The 20,717-nt window shown below is 45.5% G+C and carries 20 protein-coding genes; 13 read left to right on the forward strand and 7 right to left on the reverse strand.

Annotation, left to right across the window (positions count from 1 at the left end; translation table 11 throughout):
* Positions 1 to 97: 97 nt before the first annotated feature.
* Positions 98 to 1,579, forward strand: a complete 1,482-nt coding sequence (gene pdxR / locus V7723_RS14210; protein ID WP_335685148.1) for a MocR-like pyridoxine biosynthesis transcription factor PdxR — start codon at positions 98 to 100, stop codon at positions 1,577 to 1,579.
* 6 nt (positions 1,580 to 1,585) lie between these two features.
* Here pdxR and V7723_RS14215 read toward each other — a convergent pair whose 3' ends face one another.
* A complete protein-coding gene (locus tag V7723_RS14215) occupies positions 1,586 to 2,338 on the reverse strand; it encodes a DeoR/GlpR family DNA-binding transcription regulator (RefSeq protein ID WP_335685149.1) in 753 nt (250 codons plus the stop codon).
* A 200-nt stretch (positions 2,339 to 2,538) separates the two neighbouring features.
* Here V7723_RS14215 and V7723_RS14220 point away from each other — a divergent pair, with 200 nt between their 5' ends.
* The 3 genes from V7723_RS14220 (at position 2,539) to V7723_RS14230 (ending at position 6,892) form a co-directional block, all read left to right on the forward strand.
* Positions 2,539 to 3,930, forward strand: a complete 1,392-nt coding sequence (locus tag V7723_RS14220) for an aldehyde dehydrogenase family protein (protein ID WP_335685150.1) — start codon at positions 2,539 to 2,541, stop codon at positions 3,928 to 3,930.
* Positions 3,931 to 3,939: 9 nt separating this feature from the next.
* Positions 3,940 to 5,121 carry an iron-containing alcohol dehydrogenase gene (locus tag V7723_RS14225; protein WP_335685151.1) on the forward strand — a complete coding sequence of 394 codons (1,182 nt, stop codon included), beginning with the start codon at positions 3,940 to 3,942 and terminating at the stop codon, positions 5,119 to 5,121.
* Positions 5,122 to 5,266: 145 nt separating this feature from the next.
* Complete coding sequence (locus V7723_RS14230; protein ID WP_335685152.1) at positions 5,267 to 6,892, forward strand: Na/Pi cotransporter family protein; 1,626 nt, start codon at positions 5,267 to 5,269, stop codon at positions 6,890 to 6,892.
* Positions 6,893 to 6,900: 8 nt separating this feature from the next.
* Here V7723_RS14230 and V7723_RS14235 read toward each other — a convergent pair whose 3' ends face one another.
* Together V7723_RS14235 and ung are read right to left on the reverse strand one after the other, a co-directional pair.
* Positions 6,901 to 7,662: a glycerophosphoryl diester phosphodiesterase gene (locus tag V7723_RS14235; protein WP_335685153.1), complete on the reverse strand. Its 762-nt coding sequence runs from the start codon at positions 7,660 to 7,662 to the stop codon at positions 6,901 to 6,903.
* Positions 7,659 to 8,375 (reverse strand): uracil-DNA glycosylase, encoded by a 717-nt coding sequence (gene ung / locus V7723_RS14240; protein WP_335685154.1) that lies wholly within the window; start codon positions 8,373 to 8,375, stop codon positions 7,659 to 7,661. The genes V7723_RS14235 and ung overlap by 4 nt, the downstream gene beginning before the upstream one ends.
* Before the next feature lie 446 nt (positions 8,376 to 8,821).
* On the opposite strand from ung, the gene V7723_RS14245 reads away from it, so the two are divergent.
* Both V7723_RS14245 and V7723_RS14250 read left to right on the forward strand, forming a co-directional pair.
* A complete protein-coding gene (locus V7723_RS14245; RefSeq protein ID WP_335685155.1) occupies positions 8,822 to 9,559 on the forward strand; it encodes an isochorismatase family protein in 738 nt (245 codons plus the stop codon).
* A gap of 55 nt (positions 9,560 to 9,614) precedes the next feature.
* The gene (locus tag V7723_RS14250; RefSeq protein ID WP_335685156.1) at positions 9,615 to 10,406 is read left to right on the forward strand and encodes an alpha/beta fold hydrolase; all 792 of its coding nucleotides are present in this window, start codon (positions 9,615 to 9,617) and stop codon (positions 10,404 to 10,406) included.
* Here the strand turns inward: V7723_RS14250 and fghA are convergent.
* Both fghA and V7723_RS14260 read right to left on the reverse strand, forming a co-directional pair.
* Positions 10,403 to 11,242 (reverse strand): S-formylglutathione hydrolase, encoded by an 840-nt coding sequence (fghA, locus tag V7723_RS14255; protein ID WP_335685157.1) that lies wholly within the window; start codon positions 11,240 to 11,242, stop codon positions 10,403 to 10,405. The two genes, V7723_RS14250 and fghA, sit on opposite strands and share 4 nt — an antisense overlap.
* Before the next feature lie 6 nt (positions 11,243 to 11,248).
* Positions 11,249 to 12,358: an S-(hydroxymethyl)glutathione dehydrogenase/class III alcohol dehydrogenase gene (locus V7723_RS14260; protein ID WP_335685158.1), complete on the reverse strand. Its 1,110-nt coding sequence runs from the start codon at positions 12,356 to 12,358 to the stop codon at positions 11,249 to 11,251.
* 111 nt (positions 12,359 to 12,469) lie between these two features.
* Here V7723_RS14260 and mtnA point away from each other — a divergent pair, with 111 nt between their 5' ends.
* A complete protein-coding gene (gene mtnA, locus V7723_RS14265; RefSeq protein WP_335685159.1) occupies positions 12,470 to 13,558 on the forward strand; it encodes an S-methyl-5-thioribose-1-phosphate isomerase in 1,089 nt (362 codons plus the stop codon).
* Here the strand turns inward: mtnA and denD are convergent.
* The gene (gene denD, locus V7723_RS14270) at positions 13,555 to 14,553 is read right to left on the reverse strand and encodes a D-erythronate dehydrogenase (RefSeq protein ID WP_335685160.1); all 999 of its coding nucleotides are present in this window, start codon (positions 14,551 to 14,553) and stop codon (positions 13,555 to 13,557) included. The genes mtnA and denD overlap by 4 nt on opposite strands.
* 512 nt (positions 14,554 to 15,065) lie before the next feature.
* Between denD and V7723_RS14275 the strand changes: the two genes are divergently transcribed.
* Positions 15,066 to 15,836, forward strand: coding sequence for a FadR/GntR family transcriptional regulator (locus tag V7723_RS14275; RefSeq protein ID WP_335685161.1), 771 nt, complete (start codon positions 15,066 to 15,068; stop codon positions 15,834 to 15,836).
* Positions 15,837 to 15,843: 7 nt separating this feature from the next.
* On the opposite strand, the gene V7723_RS14280 is transcribed toward V7723_RS14275, so the two are convergent.
* Positions 15,844 to 16,893: a hypothetical protein gene (locus V7723_RS14280; RefSeq protein ID WP_335685162.1), complete on the reverse strand. Its 1,050-nt coding sequence runs from the start codon at positions 16,891 to 16,893 to the stop codon at positions 15,844 to 15,846.
* A 177-nt stretch (positions 16,894 to 17,070) separates the two neighbouring features.
* Between V7723_RS14280 and paaA the strand changes: the two genes are divergently transcribed.
* From paaA to paaE, 5 genes are read left to right on the forward strand one after another with little or no spacing between them, the layout of a single operon-like run.
* On the forward strand, positions 17,071 to 18,042 hold the full coding sequence (gene paaA / locus V7723_RS14285; protein ID WP_335685163.1) for a 1,2-phenylacetyl-CoA epoxidase subunit PaaA: 972 nt from the start codon (positions 17,071 to 17,073) through the stop codon (positions 18,040 to 18,042).
* 28 nt (positions 18,043 to 18,070) lie between these two features.
* Positions 18,071 to 18,355 (forward strand): 1,2-phenylacetyl-CoA epoxidase subunit PaaB, encoded by a 285-nt coding sequence (gene paaB, locus V7723_RS14290; protein WP_335685176.1) that lies wholly within the window; start codon positions 18,071 to 18,073, stop codon positions 18,353 to 18,355.
* Entirely contained in the window at positions 18,356 to 19,114 is a 759-nt protein-coding gene (gene paaC, locus V7723_RS14295) for a 1,2-phenylacetyl-CoA epoxidase subunit PaaC (protein WP_335685164.1), read from the forward strand.
* Entirely contained in the window at positions 19,108 to 19,593 is a 486-nt protein-coding gene (paaD, locus tag V7723_RS14300; protein WP_335685165.1) for a 1,2-phenylacetyl-CoA epoxidase subunit PaaD, read from the forward strand. The genes paaC and paaD overlap by 7 nt, the downstream gene beginning before the upstream one ends.
* Positions 19,594 to 19,602: 9 nt before the next feature.
* Positions 19,603 to 20,676, forward strand: a complete 1,074-nt coding sequence (gene paaE, locus V7723_RS14305) for a 1,2-phenylacetyl-CoA epoxidase subunit PaaE (RefSeq protein WP_335685166.1) — start codon at positions 19,603 to 19,605, stop codon at positions 20,674 to 20,676.
* Positions 20,677 to 20,717 lie beyond the last annotated feature (41 nt).

A 20,717-nucleotide genomic window follows, 5' to 3' on the forward strand; every position in this document is an offset into this window, starting at 1 on the left:
AGATAGGTCCAGAATTAAAGAAATAATAAGACCAATTTACATTTCTTCAGTAAGCTGCAAAAATGAGAAAATGGGTTGAATATTGGGATGGGTGTAGATGTTTTTTGAAATTGATAGAAACTCACGCATGTCTTTTCAAAGCCAACTTCGTACGAAAATGGTTGACGCGATAATTAATGGGCAGCTGACCCACGGAACAAAATTACCGTCAACTCGGAAACTCGCGAAAAACCTCGGATTATCGCGCGTAACGGTGGTTATTGTTTACGAAAAGCTCGCGGAAGATGGATACCTAAATGCGGTGGAACGATCTGGATATCGGGTCGCGGATATTGGACCTAGAGAAACAAAATCTGCCGTCGTCGGTAAATGTAGTCCCTCTTTACAAAACTCGAAAGAAGATCCGCAAGGTATCGATTGGGAGGAGCGACTCGATAGTCACGTGTCTTCTCAAAGAAATATATTAAAGCCGAAAGATTGGCAGGACTATCCATTTCCTTTCGTATATGGACAACCGGATACGTCCTTATTCCCACTAGGGGATTGGCGGGAATGCTCACGACAAGCGATGAGCCAGATGGATATGCTCGACTGGGCCAATGATGCCGTTTCGCAGGATGACCGGTATCTGGTTCAGCAGATTAAATCCAAACTATTGCCTACACGGGGTATTTTCGCCCAAGATGATGAAATTTTGGTAACAATGGGTGCCCAGAATGGTCTTTTTCTGGCCGCGGCGGCATTAATAAAAGCGGTGACGCGAGTTGGAATAGAAGATCCCGGATATCCCGACGTCCGCAATATTTTCGAGTATCATCAAGCGGATTTAATGCCATTGAACGTCGACGAGCAGGGCGTCATTGTCGACGAAAATCTAGCTTCGTGTAATGTAGTATATGTTACACCCAGCCATCAATACCCAACAACGGTGACTTTATCTGAAAATCGCCGCCGAAACCTGCTGGCGACTGCTTCGAAGCATGATCTTCTTATTATTGAAGATGATTTTGAAAGTGAGACAAACTATACCGATGTTCCCGTGCGTGCTCTGAAATCACAGGATAAAGATGGTCGCGTAATCCATGTGGGAAGTTTGTCAAAATCTATGTTTCCGGGGCTCCGTTTGGGGTATGTTGTGGCACCCTCTCCGTTGATAAAGCAAATGCGCGCACTTCGGCGTCTGATGCTGCGTCATGCACCAAGCAATAACCAAAGAACGACCTCTTTTTTTATAGCCATGGGATACCATCTTACATATACGCGGCAACTGAACCAAGTGTATAGCGAAAGACGCTTTATTATGAATGAAGCGTTGCAAAAGTTTATGCCGGGAATGTCAATCCAGCCTCAATTCGGTGGAACGAGTTTTTGGATTGAAGGCCCAAAAAGTTTGGACGCGGAGGATCTTGCACGTCAGGCATTATTGAAAGGCGTGGTTCTCGAACCGGGGCAGGTGTATTTTAGCGATAAAGAAAAAGGGAAAAACTACTTCCGGCTAGGTTTTTCATCAATTGCGACGCAGCAAATTGAAGAAGGTCTGAGAATTATTTCCGAACTTCTTGCACCTTTAAAGACCTAAATATATTCAAGCAATATGTATGCGATTGCGGCCAATTTGGTCAATAATCTCTTGCGGGGGCAGCTGGTCCGTCAGCAGCATGTCGACATGACTGAAGTCACATACTTTAACGACGCCGGGCCGATTAAACTTCGTATGATCGGCAACCATCACAATACTTGAGGCTTGTGGGATAACAGCACGTTTAAATTCCGCTTCACTTAAATCAAAATCGAAGCAACCAAGCTCACTGTGAAGAGCACCGATGGACAAAATTGCACGTTCTGTTGAGAATTGTTTTGCAAAGCTGACGGCCGTTGGGCCATATGCGGCACTATCATCGGCGCGTAACTCTCCTCCTGCCATGTAAACGGTATTATTATTTCTGGCACACAGATCGCGTGCCACTTCCGTTGAATTGGTCACAACAGTCATGTTTCGATGCGCGCTTAATTCTTTCGCGATATAGCACGAGGTGCTGCCATTATCGATCAGTAATGTTTCACCATCACGAATGATTGAAGCTGCCAATTTTGCAATTTTTTGCTTCTCATGTCGCTGTTCTTCTAGTCGCCGAAGAAAAGGGGGCTCTAGGGAAGAATGTGGAAGCATGACTCCGCCGTGAATTTTTTCAACGGCCCCGGTTTGCGTCATTTGTTTGATATCACGACGAATCGTTTCGTCTGAAACGCCAAGTTTGGTCGCCAATTCGATAACGCCGCAAGATTTTTCAATTTGCAGCAATCGCATGATGTCCATTTGGCGCTTAGTTTGCTTCAACGCTATCTCCCAATTTAGTGGATTTAAGTAACGTGCATATCATATTATGCGGAAAAACCGAAGGATAATGTGGAAAACCACAGTTTTTCTATTTATTTTAGACATTTTGTGGAAATAAAATTTTTGGTGACGTGTTTTGGACTTAGTAAATTTGTCAGAGAATGGTAAATACGAACTCTTATTTGCAGTAGGTGAAAACAATGTCTGAAAGTTTGAAAACAATTAGTCCCATTGACGGTAATTTGTATATAGAACGTCCATATACTCCGTCACAAACTGTTACGCAGATGCTTGTTGCCGCGCAAACTGCGCAAGATGCCTGGAAACATGCTTCAATTGAAGACAGGGCCGCAATTTTGACTGGATGTGTCCAAAATTTCGAGTCTAAAAAAGAAAACATTGTCGACGAATTGGCGTGGCAGATGGGGCGCCCCGTAAAGTTCGGCGCGGGAGAAATAAACGGATTTGTGGAGCGTGCAAGCCACATGATTGCCATTGCCGAAGAAGCGTTAAAACCTATAGAGATCCCACAAAAAGAGGGTTTTACGCGATATATAACGAGAGAGCCTCTTGGCGTGGTTTTTACAATAGCGCCCTGGAATTTTCCGTTCATGACGGCCGTGAATTCAATCATTCCTGCTCTGATGGCGGGCAACGCCGTAATTTTGAAACATGCGACACAAACTCACTTATGTGGGGAGCGAATGGTGGATAGTTTTGTCGAGGCTGGATTACCCAAAGACTTGTTCCAGATAGTCGTCGCATCGCACCAGTTGGCTGCAGAGATTATTCAATCAGATCAAGTCGAGTACGTTTGTTTTACCGGTTCTGTTCCAGGCGGTAAAGCGATCGAAACAGCGGCTCTTGGTAAGTTTATAGGTGTTGGACTAGAACTTGGCGGTAAAGATCCAGCATATGTTCGCCCTGATGCGGATATAATGTCCGCGGCAGAGAACCTTGTTGACGGAGCAATGTTTAACTCCGGCCAATCTTGCTGCGGAATTGAACGAATTTATGTACATGCCGATGTCTACGACAATTTTGTCGCTGCGTTTGTCGATATCGTAAAAAGTTATACTCTCGGGTCACCTTTGGAGATTGAAACAACGTTGGGGCCGATGGTCAGTGCTACGGCGGCTGATTTCGTAAGGCGTCAAGTATTGGACGCCGTTGGTACTGGCGCACGGGCACTAATTGATCCGGCTCTCTTTCCGGCTGACAATCCGGGGACACCTTATCTCGCTCCGCAAGTTGTTGTTGATGTCAATCATAGCATGCGCCTTATGACGGAAGAGAGCTTTGGCCCCGTTGTCGGTATAATGAAAGTCTCGTCGGATGATGAGGCGATTGCACTTATGAACGATAGCGAATTTGGATTAACGGCCTCAGTTTGGACAGAAGATGTTGACGCAGCAATTCGTATTGGTGATCAAGTAGAGACAGGGACATGGTTTATGAACCGTTGTGACTATCTCGATCCTGCCCTTGCCTGGACAGGCGTAAAAAACTCGGGGAGGGGCTGCACATTGTCTAGCGTCGGATATGAGAGCCTTACGCGACCCAAATCTTATCATTTAAAAACAGCTGTTTAGGATAATTGGATGACTGCAGATATTAACCTTCTCACCGGTAACTGGAATTATCCAACGGCTATGCGTTTCGGTGTGGGCCGACTCCAAGAATTAGGTAATACCTGCAAAGAATTTGGGATGAAAAACCCGCTTTTAGTCACAGATCCTGACTTAGCTGTCCTGCCTATGATTGAGGCCGCCCGAACATCCTGCTCTGACGCCGGTATCGGCTTTGGTATTTATAGCGATATTAAGGCTAATCCTGTAGGTCGTAACGTCGACGATGGAGTGGCGGTCTTTCAGAAAGGCGGGCATGACGGTATTATCGCTTTCGGAGGGGGATCCGGTATCGATGCCGCTAAAGCAATTGCGGTGATGTCGGCGCAAACGAAAGGTGTTTTCGAATTTATTGCTGGGGGCGATGACTGGGAGGATATTGATCCGTCAGAGGTTCCGCCCATCATAGCCGTGCCGACCACATCTGGGACAGGGTCTGAAGTCGGGCGTGCTTCGATCATTACAGATGAGGACCATCACATAAAGCGGATCGTTTTTAATCCAAAAATGATGCCGGTTGCGGTTATTGCGGACCCGGCATTGACCATTGGGTTGCCGAAAATGATTACGGCTGCGACGGGTATGGATGCCTTGTCACATAATCTAGAAGCTTTTTGTTCACCACATTTTCATCCTATGGCAGAAGGTATAGCCATCGAAGGCATTCGTTTAGTAAAAGAATTTCTACCCGCAGCCTGTGCCGATGGGGGCAATCTTGAGGCTCGCAGCCAAATGATGATTGCATCATCGATGGGAGCAACAGCCTTTCAGCGAGGCCTCGGGGGTATGCATGCTTTAGCGCATCCTCTCGGTGCTTTGTATGATGCGCATCATGGTATGCTGAATGCAATTTTGATGCCCTATATTTTGATCCGAAATCAGCCTCGAATTGAAGATAGAATGGCTAGGCTTGCGGCCTATTTGGGCCTTGAAAGCCCCTCCTTTGACTCGTTTCTAAATTGGGTTTTAGCACTACGTCAAGAAGTTGGTATCCCAAACGATCTTTCGGCTTTGGAAATTGATCTTGAGAAAAAGGGATTGGTGGGGCAGATGGCTGTGGAAGACCCATCTTCAGGCGGCAATCCCATTCAATTGACTGCGGGTGATTATGCTTCAGTGTTTGAAAAATCGGTCCTTGGAGATTTAGACCGCTAGAACTTTTAATGTAGTCTGTGTGGATTTAGGTGGAAATTGTTCTAATCTTTTGGTCTAAAAACCATAGCTTTTTCCCCGTTTATATGGAAAACTCTCTAAATAGACGTATATTATTTTAACTTATACATCTAAAGGTAGATTAATTTTGGACGGTACTATAGTTCTGCTAAATCTGATGGGAGGCGTGGCCTTACTGTTATGGGGTCTGAGAATGGTCAACACTGGCGTCATGCGCGCTTTTGGCCGAGAGCTCGGTGCTTTTCTAAAATTCTGCTTGAAAAATCGGTTTCAATCTTTCTTCGGCGGATTGAGTGTAACGATGCTGTTGCAAAGCAGTACGGCGACGGCACTATTGACAGCCTCGTTTGCGGGTAAAGGACTTGTTCCCGCGGCCGCTGGAATTGCGATTATGCTCGGGGCGGATGTTGGCACCACATTAGTTGCTCAGGTGCTAAGTTTCGATTTATCCTTTCTTGCTCCTGTGTTGTTATTTGTTGGATTTGTTCGGCATTCAACGGCCTCGTCGACTCGCGCGAAGAACCTTGGCAGGATTATACTTGGCTTGGGAATGATGCTTACGGCCCTCAAATTGCTATCTTTAGCTTCAGAGCCAATCCGTACTTCCGATATATCGCAGTTTGTTTTGAGTTCACTGTCAGGTGAGCCGGTTCTGGTGGTTATACTTGCGGCTTTGATTACGATTATTGCTCATTCAAGCCTGGCGACCGTTCTGTTTTCTTTATCGCTCGCGGCAACTGGCAATTTTCCGATGGATGTTGCATTTGCCATGGTTCTCGGCGCAAATTTAGGCGGAGCGATACCACCGATTATGGCGACGATGAAAGCGGACAAGGCGGCGCGGCGCCCACCACTCGGTAATTTGTTCTGTCGATTGATAATAGTTGTCGTGATGATACCATTTGTGAATGTTGTAGGAGCAGAATTGGCATTGTTGGAAGCGTCTCCGGCGCGGCAGCTTGTAAACTTCCACACAATGCTCAACGTCGCCTGTGTAATAATATTCCTTCCGTTCGTCGGCCCACTGGGTCGGTTGACGGAAAAATTACTTCCCGATAATGCCCGGGCAGATGAAAATATTCCTATGCCTCTATACTTGGACAAAGCTGCGCTCGATAGTCCTCAACTAGCCATGGCGAACGCTGTTAGAGATACTTTACGTATGGGAGAAGTGCTTGAAAACATGTGCCGTAATACGAAAGAGGCTCTGGTAACCGGTAATCCGCAATTATTCTCGAAAATTCGCGAAGGGGATCAATATGTGGATGATTTTGACAGAGCTATCAAAAATTACTTGACGAAATTGGGACGGGAATCTCTTGAAGAAGAAGATGAGGCAAGATGCCGTGAAATACTAAGCTTTACGACCAATCTCGATCATATTGGAAATATCGTTGTCATGAATATGACGGAGATGATTGAGACAAGCGTGAAAAATAGAGTGAATTTTGCGGCAGAAGACCAAGAAGACATTACGAAATTATTCGATATTATCCTGACCAATCTAGGCTTGGCATTAACGGTATTGATGACAGGGGATCCAGCATCGGCAAAGAATCTAATTCAGAGAAAGCAGCTTTTTCGCGAGGCTGAGCGTAAATCTGTGAATAACCATTTGCGACGATTACGGAGTAACCGAACAATGGATCAGGATGCCAGTGCCGTGCACCTCAGTTTAATGAGTGATCTACGACGTATTAACTCTCTAGTTGCGGCCGGCGCCTATCTGGTCGCGGGTTTAAAGGAGCACTAAAGCGAGATTTAACCCGTTTTCGTGAGCTGAAGGCCTTCGAAAAGACGATCCGGATAATCCGTAATGACTGAATCTACACCCCAGTCCAAAAACTGATTTGCCATGTCAGGATCGTTCACTGTGTAAACTAAAAATTTGTACCCGGCGGCCTTCACGGCCGCCACATTCTCTTTTGTGACAAAATCTTTTTCGCAATGCAATGATGCACATTCCGCATCAGCAAGTCGCTGTTCCCAATCTGGTGGAATTGCTTCGGTCAGATAACCGAGGGGGACTTCGGGCATGAGAGCGCCCAATTTTACTAAAGCTTCAATATTAAACGAAGAAACCAACAAGGGAACGCCATTTGGAAGGAATTCTTGCAATTCCCGTACAACAAACTCAGTAGTTGGAACTTGCCAACCTTTAGAGGGTTTTAGCTCGAGATTGAGACCAAGGCCCAATTTGTCGATAATTGAAATAGCTTCTTTCAGTGTCGGTATTTTTTCACCGATGAAAGTAGGCGAAAACTGCATTCCAGCATCTAGCTGTTTTATTTCCGCTAATGTTTTTAAAAGAACAGGGCCATGACCGTCCGTACAACGATCAACGTCTGTATCGTGATGAATTACAGCAATGTTGTCTTTGGTTAGGCAGACATCGATTTCGATGAATTTCGCGCCTAACGTAGCTGCCATTTCTATCGAAGACAAAGTATTCTCAGGTGCGTGCCCGCAAGCACCTCGATGCCCCATTATCTGTGGTAACTGGTCCAGAACTGAATGCGTCATAAAAGGTCTCCAACTGACCAGTCAATGGGCGGTCGGTTTATTGATATCAAATACTCATTTGCTTTGGAAAAATGGCCGTTACCAATAAACCCACGGTGAGCGGACAAAGGTGAGGGATGGACGCTTTCCATAACAAAATGCCGATTTCTATCGATAAAACGCCCTTTTTTTTGTGCGTAGCTACCCCAGAGCAGGAACACGATATTGTCGCGCTTTTCTGCAATGGATGCAATGGCTACGTCGGTAAATTTTTCCCAACCTTTTCCTTGGTGCGACCCAGCTTTCCCTTTTTCGACTGTTAAGACGCTATTTAGCAGTAAGACACCTTGTTCCGCCCAATTACCAAGAAAGCCATTTTTGGTTCGTGGTATTCCCAGATCACGTTCTATTTCCTTATAAATATTCATAAGGCTTGGTGGAACACGAACACCTGATTGAACTGAGAAGCTCAACCCATGAGCCTGGCCGGGACCGTGATAAGGATCTTGACCCAGGATGACTAACTTGACTGCGTTAAAAGAAGTGTTGTTAAAAGCAGAAAAAGTTTCGGAACGAGGCGGAAAGATTGCTTTATTTTGCTTTTTTTCAATGTTCAAAAATTTTTGCAATTCCTTCATATAAGATTTTTCAAATTCCGGGAGAAGACATTCATGCCAACTTTCGTCCAGCTTGATATCTGTAGAAAATTGCGTTTTTGTATTTGTTTCAATCATTAGCTTCGTTCTAAGAGGGGAACTAGAAATTCATCAAACTAGATTACCGCATTTGTTTCCTATTGGTAGGCGTGTCGTCATGAAATCTGTCGATAGCAAAATCGAGATAAAAAAAGAATCCAGTAATCTCTTAAAATTCCAAGAAACCAGCTTCGAAAGCGCGTGTGAAGTTAAAATTCAAAAATGTCGCAATCCATAGTTCTAATTCCCATGTTTGTTGAAAAATATGTGCGACTGCATAGCATATTTACGACCGGAAGGAAAATTGTAGATGGGGTTATTGCTCAAACATACTCAGAGGGGCCTATGATGACGCGGATCAGGGGATTTCCCTCTCTTAGTCTTAGTATAATTTATTCCCAAAACACAGATTTTGGTGGTTGCGTTAGCCGGTGCAGACGGCATAACCTAAATCGAATAAACAATCAGTCTTCTGAGGATCTTCCATGAAATCCGAAAACATTACCCGCGATCTTGCCGACGTAATGCCGCTTTACATGGCCGCGCTTGATATCCAAAAAGCCGGAAAGAAAATTGGCTTGGTTATTGTTGATGAAGTTAATGGATTTGCGACAGTTGGGGCGGGTGCTTTGGCGCCCCAGGCTCCGAATGCGCAAGTGTCGACTATGGTATCAGAGACCAGTCGGCTCGCGACGGCGTTCACGGCAGTGAATAGACCTATCTTAGCCTTTTTGGATACTCATACGCCAGGAAAGCTTGAATTTCCCTATCCACCGCATTGTGAAGAAGGAACCGGAGAAGAAGAGCTGGTTCCAGAACTTAAGTGGCTAGAACGAGATCCAAACACGATGTTGATTAAAAAGGACTGCATCAACGGTTTTGTGGGCGCCACCCGGGGGGATGGAACAAATGCGTTTGTCGATTGGGTTTCTACAAATGGTATCACGGATTTATTGGTCGTTGGTATTTGTACAGATATCTGTGTGATGGATTTTGTTCTGACAAGCTTGAGTGCTCGTAATCACAATATGATGCCTGGGCTAGACGAGATTTACGTTTATGACAAAGGCTGTTCGACTTTCGATTTGCCGCGTTCTGTTGCGGAAGAGGCTGGTCTTGGTTCAAGAGCGGCACATCCACAAAATGTTACCCATTATATGGGATTGTATTTTATGTCCAGCAGAGGCGCGCAGCTTGTCAACTCGGTTATTCTCCCTTTATGATGTAATTGGTCCTGCCCACCACCAAATCTCTGTATAATGTAAGAAGGACGTTTTAATGATAGTTACAGTAAATGGTGTCGACCTAGAAACACGTCTTGAAGGCCCGGAAAATGCTCCGGTTGTTACTTTAAGCCATTCTTTGTGTTGTGATTTGACAGCTTGGGATGAATTAGCGAATGAGCTCAAGCATGAATATCGTGTTCTCCGCTACAGCCTGCGAGGCCATGGCGAAAGTGGGAGTGTGCCGGGACCATACACATTTCGGATGCTCGCCTCTGATGTAGCTGCCATCCAGGATCACTATGACATTAAAACAAGTCATTTCGTGGGATTGTCAATTGGCGGAATGATTGGCCAAAAATTTGCTCTGATGTATCCAGAACGATTGAAGAGCTTGGTTATTTCGAGTTCGCTTTGTGAATTGCCGGAAGGAGCAGCGGCGGTTTGGCCAGAACGTATTCGGGAAGTTCAGGAAAATGGCATTGACGGGCAGGTAGATAGCTCAATGTCGCGTTGGTTTGCCGAAGGAGCATTAACCTATCGGCCGGATCTTGACGCTCGTGTTCGCGCCATGATCCGAGGAACATCCGTCGACGGGTATACTGGTTGCAGTCAGGCTATCCAAGCGATTGAATTGGTAGATCTTATTCCGGCCATTAAAGCCAGTACATTGGTGATTGTTGGTCGGGAAGATATGGGCACACCGATAGCATCTTCAGAAATTATTCATCGTCAGATTGAGGAGTCCAAGTTGGTAATCTTGGAAGACGCTTCGCATCAGGCCGCGATGGAAAAACCGGATGAGTTCAATGCTTTCGTGAGGGTCCACCTGGCTGAAAATGCCTAGTCTCTATTGAGGATTTCGGCGTGATGTGCGACGTGATCCTCAATAAAGCTTTGAATGAAATAGTAGCTGTGATCATATCCGTCATGGAACCGCAGGTTTAAAGGTTGTCCAGCTGCTTTACAGGCTTGTTCGAATAAATGTGGATGGAGTTGTTCTTCCAGGAAACCATCTTCATTGCCTTGATCGATCAAAATCAGATTTTGGCTTTGTTGGCGCTGAACTAATTCCGTGGCGTCATATTCCTGCCAGAGTTTTTTATCTTCTCCTAGATACCCAGTGAAGGCTTTTTGCCCCCATGGACATTGCATAGGTGCGCAAATTGGAGCAAAAGCAGAAATAGACTGGAAAATATCTGGGCTTTTCAATCCAATGGTTAGAGCACCGTGACCCCCCATGGAATGTCCAGATATACCCATTTTGTTAACTCGGGTATTAAAGTTCTCGTGAATATATACTCGAAGTTCCTCCGACACGTAGCTCCCCATGTTATAATTTTGCTTCCAGGGAGCTCGGGTTGCATCCAGATAGAAGCCGGCACCCGTTCCGAAGTCCCAGTCCACATCTTCTCCCGCAATATTGAGGCCCCGCGGGCTGGTGTCGGGCATTACCAGTATCAGATTGTGGATTGCTGCGAACCGCTGCATGCCAGCTTTAACGGTCGCGGTTTCTTCGTTGCATGTCAGGCCAGCAAGAAAAAAAAGCACGGGCAGAGGTTCTATTCGGGCACGCGGAGGCTGGTATACAGCAAACCGCATATCAGTGCCCGTCATACGGGACGCATGTTGATAAAACCCCTGTACGCCGCCAAAGCATGGTTGTTCAGATAAAATTTCCATCTGGATCTAAAAGGTGACGACACTACGAATGGATTTTCCCTCATGCATCAAGTCAAAGCCCTTATTTATGTCTTCAAGTGGCATGACATGAGTAATCAAGTCATCAATATTAATTTTCCCATCCATATACCAGTCCACAATGCGAGGCACATCGGTTCGACCTTTAGCTCCCCCGAATGCCGTGCCTTTCCAAACTCGGCCTGTTACGAGCTGGAAGGGGCGTGTTGATATTTCCTGACCTGCGCCAGCGACACCAATAATGATGCTTTCACCCCATCCTTTGTGGCAGCATTCGAGTGCCTGGCGCATGACATTTACGTTGCCTATGCATTCAAAAGAATAATCTGCACCACCACCTGTCAAATCCACCAAGTACGGGACAATATCCTCTTCAAGGTCTGAGGGGTTGACAAAATGGGTCATGCCGAACTTCTCGCCAAGTTCTTTGCGACTATTGTTTAAATCGACACCGACGATCATGTTGGCGCCTGCTAGTCGGGCACCCTGAATGACATTGAGGCCTATTCCACCGAGGCCGAAGACGACAACATTATCTCCCGGTTTGACCTTTGCGGTGTTAATTACAGCCCCTATACCAGTCGTTACGCCGCAGCCGATATAACAGACCTTTTCGAACGGCGCATCGGAGCGAATTTTCGCGAGTGCAATTTCAGGCACGACTGTGTAATTGGCAAATGTCGAACAGCCCATATAGTGAAACACTTTTTCACCATTAATTTTAAAACGGCTGGATCCATCTGGCATCAGCCCTTGACCTTGTGTTATACGAATGGCCTGGCAGAGGTTTGTTTTGCCGCTGGTGCAGTAATCGCATTGCCGGCATTCAGGAGTGTAGAGGGGAATAACATGGTCGCCTTTTTTCAGGCTCGAGACGCCGGGGCCGACATCTACAACCACACCTGCGCCTTCATGGCCTAGAATGGCAGGAAATATGCCTTCGGGGTCGTCACCTGATAGTGTGAAGGCATCTGTGTGGCAAAGGCCGCTGGCTTTGATTTCTACCAGAACTTCGCCCTCTCTTGGTCCATCCAAAGAGACTGTTTCTATGGTGAGGGGCGCTCCTGCTTTATGCGCTACAGCTGCTTTAACGTCCATTGTCGTCTCCCGATACTTTTAGTTTGAAAGCAGAGTTTGCAGATTTATATATGGAGGTGCAAGCGCTTTCCGGACATAGTATGGAAATCATGAAATGGCGAGGATTGAACAGTGAAAGTTGACGGCGAGAACTACAGAAGTATTTGGCTTTCTGAGGATGGCTGGTCCGTGGATATTATTGATCAAACGAAGCTTCCGCATGAATTCGTTATTGCAAAATTAACAACAGTCGAAGAAGCGGCTGATGCCATTTCTGCCATGCTTGTTCGCGGGGCGCCGCTGATTGGAGCAACAGCAGCCTATGGTCTGTGTTTGGGCTTGCGCGAAGATGCTTCGGACGAGCGAATAGAAATTTTATCTGACTTGCTCATTGAAACGCGGCCTACAGCCGTAAATTTGCGTTGGGCAATTCGGGACATGCAAGAACTGCTAAAGCCTTTACCCTTGGCTGAAAGAGTGGCGGCAGCCTATGAGAATGCTGCGCGTATCTGCGATGAGGATGTTGCCATTAATAGTTCTATTGGCGATCACGGCCTGAAAATTATCGAAGATATTTGGCAACTGAAAATGCAAAAGGGTGTCGTAAACATACTGACCCATTGTAACGCCGGTTGGTTAGCGACGGTTGATTGGGGAACCGCTTTGTCACCGATCTACAAGGCCCATAATAAGGGTATTCCTGTGCATGTCTGGGTGGATGAAACACGACCGCGAAACCAAGGAGCGCATTTAACCGCTTGGGAGCTTGGAATGCACGGCGTGGAACATACCCTTATTGTTGATAATGCAGGTGGTCATTTGATGCAGCACGGGCAAGTTGATCTTTGTATCACCGGGACAGATCGTACAACTGCATCCGGTGATGTGTGCAATAAAATCGGTACTTATCTGAAAGCATTGGCGGCGAAAGATAATAATGTTCCGTTTTATGTTGCGCTTCCAAGCCCGACAATCGATTGGGAGATTGATGATGGTGTTGCTGATATTCCGATTGAAATAAGAAATAGCCGTGAAATTGACTTTGTCAGTGGCAGCGATCCAACTGGAAAAGTTGTAGAAGTCAGGATCCTTCCTGCCTCAAGTTCGTCAAAGAATTATGCGTTTGACGTTACGCCGGCGCATTTGGTAACAGGGCTGATAACGGAGCGGGGGGTCTGCTCTGCCTCGAAAAAAGGTTTAGCTAACCTGTTCCGTAATTAATCTGAACCATATAGCGCAATTTGTGTATCTAGATCATCTTCAATGAATGCCCGAACAATATCATCGATGCTATCGTCTTTCGAAAAACCCAATTTTTCGGCACGTTCAGAAAAAGTTGCTTTGGGCCAACCATTGACGATTTTTTGAATGTCAGGGTTATGCTCCCACTTAATCTTTCCAATTGCTCTATTCCCTCGATGGCGTTCGACCGCTTCCGCCATTTCGCCAGCAGAAACTGATATGCCAGTGAGGAGGAGGGATCTTCCGTCTGCAAACTTGTCAGCCGATAAATTATGAGCATGAATGAAGGCTTCTACGATCTTTTTTGGGCTCATGCAGGCCATATAGCTTTCTTTTGTGACAGGACAAACTACATCTTTGCCACTCAAAGGCTCTCTAATAATCGAACTTGCCCAGGTCGATGCTGCTTTATTCGGCAATCCGGTCCGGACCGAAATTGTCGGTAGTCTGAGGGATCGACCGTCAATAAAGCCTTTGCGGCTATAATCATGAACAAGTAATTCTCCGGCAACTTTTGCAACACCATAGGATGTTTGAGGTGATTGTTTTGTTGCGTCTATAACTGTTTTGGGGAGATCACCTCCGTACGTCGCGATAGAACTAGTAAAAATAACTTTAGGCAAATGGCTTAGTCGGCGTGCTGCTTCAAGGACGTTTCTCGTGCCGTCTAAGTTAATTTTCATTCCAAGGTCAAAGTTCTCTTCTGCGTCCGCACTGACGATTGCAGCGAGATGAAAAATACTGTCGATGTCATCTGTTATCAGGTTATCTACCTGCTTTGGATCCGATATGTCACCGGATATATATGTTACCCGGTCATCTGAAATACTTGAATTACTGGCGACGTCAAACAATACAATTTCTGAAACGGTTCTTGGATTTCCGTAAGAATCAATCATGCTTTCACCCTTTAAGATTGCATTGCATAATCTCTTTCCGAGAAAACCTAGGCCGCCTGTCACTAATATTTTCACTAATCATCTCCTTATCTTCAGAAAATTGCGTTCCGTCAAAACAGAATCGGATGTGGAAACCCAAAAATAATGTTACTTTTTATGAAGTTTGAAAAGAAACTGGAATATTTATCAATTTCTTTGAAGATTTTTTGTGCAGCTTGGGTTCTCATCGATGAACTTATATAAGTATTGGCTCGAAGTCGATGCTTATAAATATCTAGAATATAATATAATGTCGTCCATAAATATTTTTTAACTAATGTAAATAGGGATAGTGGTATTCTAATATTTAAAAAGTACCGTACTGCACCAATAGACCTATTAATCGTAAAGACTTAATAGTGTAGATTTACTCGGTTTCTTGGAAATTTAGTATTTCTATAATATTCAACCTACAGTAGTGATCGTATTGGTTGAGATATATACCTTGATTATTGAGTTAAAAAATTATATTTAGTGCTCGGAGAACACACGCAAAGATAAACATAAAATTTTATCTATCTTTGCCAAAATTACGTAGGGTCAAGCTAATGATTGAACGAAATAAATGGTACTATCCAGAAAATGGAATTCATGGAAAAGTTGTTCATGAGATCGGTCAGGAAATAGTTTCTGGGGTCATAAAACCCGGTGAAAAAATACCAGACGAAGCCGACATTCTGAGGCGATTTCAAGGCAGCCGTACGGCAATAAGAGAAGCATTGCGGGTGTTAACGGCAAAAGGGTTGATTGAAGCTAAACAACGCGCCGGAACGCGGGTGAGACAACGGGAATACTGGAATTTGCTTGATCCGGACATTATTGCTTGGCAATCGTATGAGCCGTCAGACCGTAACGATTTTAGGAATCTTGTTGAAACCAGGGTGCTTATTGAGCCGCTGGTTACGCGGTTGGTCGCACAACGGGCAACGGAAGAGGAGCTTGATCGACTGGAAGATATTTATATGTCGATGCAAGTTGCCGATGAGAAAGAATCTTTGGCGGATTTTTATCCGGCATGTGTGGACTTCCACATGACTATCTATGAAATCTGCCACAATGATCTGCTATCGCGTTTAAGCGGTATTTCACAATCCTTGTGCGATTATCATTTTAAACTGAAAGAACCGGCAAATATCTATGTGACTGGAATGTCAAATTTCTATTTGGAAATCCTCAAGCTCCTACGTGCAAGAAATGCTGAAGGCGCTGAGCAAGCGATGCAGTCCTTGCTTGACATGAAAATAACAGATTTACGTCTTTTGCATTCCGGTCAGCAAGGAGCGGCAAGCGGAAATTTAGATCCTATTGTTTTTAACTAAAACCTTTCTATTTTCGGCTACGAATACGCCATTCGAAGCCTTCGTCGCCGTAATCTTGTCTCTGAAGAACTTCCAGGACAAGGTATCTGTTGTGGACGGATAAAGCACCTTGCCAGAGTTGATTCCAGCTCTCGAAGATTGATGTAGGATGCGGACCCGTACCCCTCATTAAACGCCAACCTGATTGTTTTACGTGTATGCCGTCTTTGGCTATGGCAATTGTTGCGTGGTCATCATGCCCTTCAATTATATTCGACATGAATTCTGCGAAGGCTTCGGGACTTTCACCGTTAATTGCCAACGCGTCAGCTGTCTGACGATAATATTGTTTGCCTATTAGTTGGAAAGTGATGCCGCCAAGGTAACTAGCTTCAGCGGGGCCAAACAATGCTGTTAGTTCTATCAAGGCGTTCTTGGCATACTCCATGGCGTAATTGCGATTGGCTTTTTGCAATCGTTCATCGGGCCAGTTCGTCGCATCTAGAACAGGGGCTTCTGCGGCGTTGAAGGGAGGTGCCATTTCACCTGGTGAAAATTGCAAGCGCTCTTCCGGTGCAAGATCGTGAGAGTATTCTTTAAAATAACCTGCCATGCCATATTGTCCGTCCATATCTTGAGATGTACAAACGAAACCAAGTCGCGGATTTTCGAGAGAAACGCCGTTCTGACCGTACCAGCCCTTCAGGAAACCATGGCTAACCTCAAGGGGCATCCCGCATATCGCAGCTCCTTCATACATCCACCGGGGATGGCAAAAATGGACCCAGGCTTTCTGGTCATTTTCGTACATATACTCGACCGGGACCCCACCTACACCATTAGACAAATAGTGATACTGAGCACACGCCACAGCATCTGGTAAACCGGAGAGGCCAAGTTTTTCGAAACTTGATAGAAATTTTTCATGATGTTGCCGTCGGAAAACGTGAAAACACAGATCACCCGCAGCGTATCTATCTTTTCTGAGGGTTACGGAAAGTAAAAGGCCTGTGAAAAACGCATGATAAATATCTGCAACAGCTTTGTATTTGGTAGGATTTTCGATCGAGCATGTCATGAAATTTAACTCCGGCGTTTTTATTGTGTTTATTCAGTGGCCTAGCGTGAATTATACAGAGGTTCATACAATTGGAAAGAAGTTGAATATGTTAATTATGATACATTTATTGTTGTAAAAATTTAAAAAATGTATCATATAGAGCTAAGCCTGTGAATTTAGGACCTGGAGCGGACAATGGATGTCGTAAATACAGATAAAGAATGGACGGATGAAGAGCGGGAAATTGCTTTTCAAGCTAAAGTCGACGCTGAGCAACGGATCGAACCAAAAGACTGGATGCCGGATAGATATCGTCAGACGCTGATCCGTCAGATGTCACAGCACGCTCATTCGGAAATCGTTGGGATGCTGCCAGAAGGAAATTGGCTGACCCGAGCTCCTTCCTTAAAGAGAAAAGCCGTTCTGATGGCAAAAATCCAAGACGAGGGTGGCCATGGGCTGTATTTGTATAGCGCGACGGAGACATTGGGTGTTTCCCGTGATGAAATGTATGATCAGCTGCATACGGGCAAAGCCAAATATTCCAGTATTTTTAATTATCCTACATTGTCTTGGGCAGATGTTGGCGCGATTGGTTGGCTTGTCGACGGCGCCGCCATAACCAACCAAATAGCATTATGTCGTTGTTCCTATGGCCCTTATGCACGGGCTATGGTGAAAATCTGTAAAGAAGAGAGTTTTCATCAACGCCAAGGTTACGAAATTATGATGACCATGGCCCAAGGCACGGTAGAACAAAAAGCTATGGCTCAGGATGCCTTAAATCGCTGGTGGTGGCCGTCCTTGATGATGTTCGGGCCGAACGACACGGAGTCCCCACAATCGGCCCAGTCCATGAAATGGAAAATTAAACGGCAATCCAATGACGATCTCCGACAGAAATTTATTGATGCGACAGTTCCGCAGGCGGAATTTCTTGATTTGCGCATTCCCGATGATGAACTGTTTTGGAACGAAGATCGGGGCTCATACGATTTTGGTGAAATCGATTGGATTGAATTCAAAAACGTGGTGAAAGGCAACGGCTTGTGCAATCGCGAAAGATTGAAGGCTCGTGTCGAGGCGCATGATGGCGGTAAATGGGTGAGGGATGCCGCTCTTGCTTATGCTGAAAAACAGAAATTACGGACCGTAGATGCGGCGTGAGCAAGGAAAAGCGACTATGAACAATAAAATGGCAAATGAACTTCCATTGTTCGAAGTATTCATCCGAAGCAAAAACGGCTTGGATCACAAGCATGTGGGAAGCCTGCATGCCTCAGACGCAGAAATGGCGCTGACCAATGCTCGGGATGTTTACACGCGACGTAGCGAGGGTGTCAGTATTTGGGTTGTAAAAACGACTGATATTACAGCTTCGAATCCGGAAGACAAAGGCAATTTCTATGAACCGAGTGATGACAAAACATATCGGCATCCAACGTTTTACGAAATTCCTGAAGAAGTAGGGCATATGTAAATGACCGATAATCAATCACTTTTCGAATATCTTCTGAGGCTTGGCGACAACAGTTTGATACTGGGGCAGCGGTTGGCAGAATGGTGCGGACACGCGCCCATTCTGGAAGAGGAACTTGCCCTGACAAATATTGGATTGGACTTGGTGGGGCAATCTCGACTCTTACTTTCCTACGCAGCGGAGGTGGAAGGAGCGGGCCGTGATGAAGACAAGCTTGCCTTTCATCGGGATACACAAGCTTGGCGAAATTTACTTCTTTTAGAACAGCCCAATGGAGACTTTGCTAAAACCATTGTACGGCAGTTCTTCTTTGATAATTTCCAGTATTTGCAATTTGAAAAATTATGTCAGTCTAAGGACGAGCGGATTGCAGCGATCGCAGCTAAATCGCTTAAAGAAATAACCTATCATCGCCGTCACAGCACAAACTGGGTTCTTCGCTTAGGTGACGGAACCACGGAAAGCCACGAGAAAATGCAAGTCGCTATCGACGAGCTTTGGGGGTTTCTTCCGGAGATGTTCGATATGGACGAAGTTGATGCGGAATTAGTGGCTGACGGCATTGGAGTAGATGTGTCAGCCTTAAAACCACAGTGGGATAACGCAGTAAACGCCGTGCTCGCGGAAGCAACCTTGGAACGGCCCGAAGATACCTGGTCTGTCAGAGGAAGCCGGGAAGGCAAGCACTCGGAGCATCTCGGTTACCTGCTGGCTGAAATGCAGTTTTTGCAGCGCGCCTATCCAGATGCGAAATGGTAACCATGCTGGCCATAGAGGACATTAAGGCCGTACTCGAACTGGTAAAGGATCCAGAAATCCCTGTGTTAAGTGTTGAAGATATGGGTATTATCCGGGACGTTCGGTATCTGGACGGTCGGTTGCAGGTCATTATTACCCCTACATATTCTGGCTGTCCGGCAATGGATGTTATTGAACAGGACATCTCGACGATACTCAAGTTACATGCCGTCGACAATTTTGATATTTGTACGGAGCTCTCTCCGGCTTGGACGACTGACTGGATAACTGAAGATGGACGTGAAAAACTACGGGCATTTGGTATTGCACCGCCTACTGGCAAAAGCAAAGGTGCTCTTTTGGGGCATGACGCGGTTGGGTGCCCGCAATGCCGTTCGACAAATACAGTGATGGTTAGTGAATTTGGCTCAACCGCCTGCAAAGCGCACTATAAATGCCAGGACTGCCTGGAACCTTTCGACTATTTCAAATGTGTGTAGGATACAGACGTGACTATTTTCCATCCTTTGACAATTAAAAATGTAACGCGGGAAACCCGTGACGCGGTTTCCATTACGTTCGATGTACCCGAAGAGCTGAAAGCGGCTTACCAATTTACACAAGGTCAACATCTGACATTAAAAAAGAATTTGGAGGGCGAAGAATTTCGTCGGTCCTATTCAATTTGCAGCGCGGTTGGTGACGACGAACTGCGTGTCGCCATCAAGCAGATTGATGGTGGCGTATTTTCCAGTCATGCAAATGAAAATTTTGCACCGGGACAGACCCTTGAGGTGATGGAGCCACAAGGTCGGTTTTATTCAGAATTGAATTTGGAGAATGCCAAGAGTTATTTAGCAATTGCTGTTGGTAGTGGCATCACACCCATCATATCCATCGTTAAGACAATTTTGAAAACTGAGAAAAACAGCCAAGTTACTTTGATTTACGGTAATAGGTCCGTTGCCAGTATTTTATTTTTGGAAGAATTGGAAGATTTAAAAAATATCTACACTAACAGATTGAACCTTATGCATATTCTTAGTAGGGAGCATCAGGACGCTGAGCTTTTTAACGGGCGTATCACCGGTGATAAATGCAAGCAGATTTTCGACAACCTAGTAGATATCACCAAAATCAGTGACGCCTTCCTCTGTGGTCCTGAACAAATGATCTTGGAAGTAAAGGATGTTTTACAAAACGGTGGTATTGAACCCCACCATATACATTTCGAATTGTTTATCACGGAGGCGGCGATAAAAGCGTCGGGAATTCCGAAGAAGCAAACAAAAGGTGAGGGTCCCAAGCGGCAAGTTCGCATTGTTTTAGGTGGCCGGCAATCGGATATTGATGTCCGCGAAGACGGGAGATCAATTCTTGACGTCGCCTTGAGTCAGGGAATGGATTTACCTTACGCCTGTAAAGGCGGGGTTTGCTCCACTTGCCGTGCGAAGGTTGTCCGTGGCGAGGTGTTCATGGATCTCAATTATGCTCTGGAAGACAGCGAAGTTGCCGAAGGTTATGTACTAACTTGCCAATCGCATCCATTAACAGAAGATGTTATTGTCGATTACGACGCATAATTGAGAAATTGGACTTACGGTTAGTAATTTTCGACACCGGC

The sequence above is a fragment of the Sneathiella sp. genome (assembly GCF_036960985.1).
Lineage (GTDB): Bacteria > Pseudomonadota > Alphaproteobacteria > Sneathiellales > Sneathiellaceae > Sneathiella.

Excerpts from the sequence above, each read along its gene's own strand:
- pdxR (WP_335685148.1), top strand. The coding sequence starts at position 98 with ATGTTTTTTGAAATTGATAGAAACTCACGCATGTCTTTTCAAAGCCAA.
- V7723_RS14220 (WP_335685150.1), top strand. The coding sequence starts at position 2,539 with ATGTCTGAAAGTTTGAAAACAATTAGTCCCATTGACGGTAATTTGTAT.
- V7723_RS14225 (WP_335685151.1), top strand. The coding sequence starts at position 3,940 with ATGACTGCAGATATTAACCTTCTCACCGGTAACTGGAATTATCCAACG.
- V7723_RS14235 (WP_335685153.1), bottom strand. The coding sequence starts at position 7,662 with ATGACGCATTCAGTTCTGGACCAGTTACCACAGATAATGGGGCATCGA.
- ung (WP_335685154.1), bottom strand. The coding sequence starts at position 8,375 with ATGATTGAAACAAATACAAAAACGCAATTTTCTACAGATATCAAGCTG.
- V7723_RS14245 (WP_335685155.1), top strand. The coding sequence starts at position 8,822 with ATGAAATCCGAAAACATTACCCGCGATCTTGCCGACGTAATGCCGCTT.
- V7723_RS14250 (WP_335685156.1), top strand. The coding sequence starts at position 9,615 with ATGATAGTTACAGTAAATGGTGTCGACCTAGAAACACGTCTTGAAGGC.
- fghA (WP_335685157.1), bottom strand. The coding sequence starts at position 11,242 with ATGGAAATTTTATCTGAACAACCATGCTTTGGCGGCGTACAGGGGTTT.
- V7723_RS14260 (WP_335685158.1), bottom strand. The coding sequence starts at position 12,358 with ATGGACGTTAAAGCAGCTGTAGCGCATAAAGCAGGAGCGCCCCTCACC.
- V7723_RS14275 (WP_335685161.1), top strand. The coding sequence starts at position 15,066 with ATGATTGAACGAAATAAATGGTACTATCCAGAAAATGGAATTCATGGA.
- V7723_RS14280 (WP_335685162.1), bottom strand. The coding sequence starts at position 16,893 with ATGACATGCTCGATCGAAAATCCTACCAAATACAAAGCTGTTGCAGAT.
- paaA (WP_335685163.1), top strand. The coding sequence starts at position 17,071 with ATGGATGTCGTAAATACAGATAAAGAATGGACGGATGAAGAGCGGGAA.
- paaB (WP_335685176.1), top strand. The coding sequence starts at position 18,071 with ATGGCAAATGAACTTCCATTGTTCGAAGTATTCATCCGAAGCAAAAAC.
- paaC (WP_335685164.1), top strand. The coding sequence starts at position 18,356 with ATGACCGATAATCAATCACTTTTCGAATATCTTCTGAGGCTTGGCGAC.
- paaD (WP_335685165.1), top strand. The coding sequence starts at position 19,108 with ATGGTAACCATGCTGGCCATAGAGGACATTAAGGCCGTACTCGAACTG.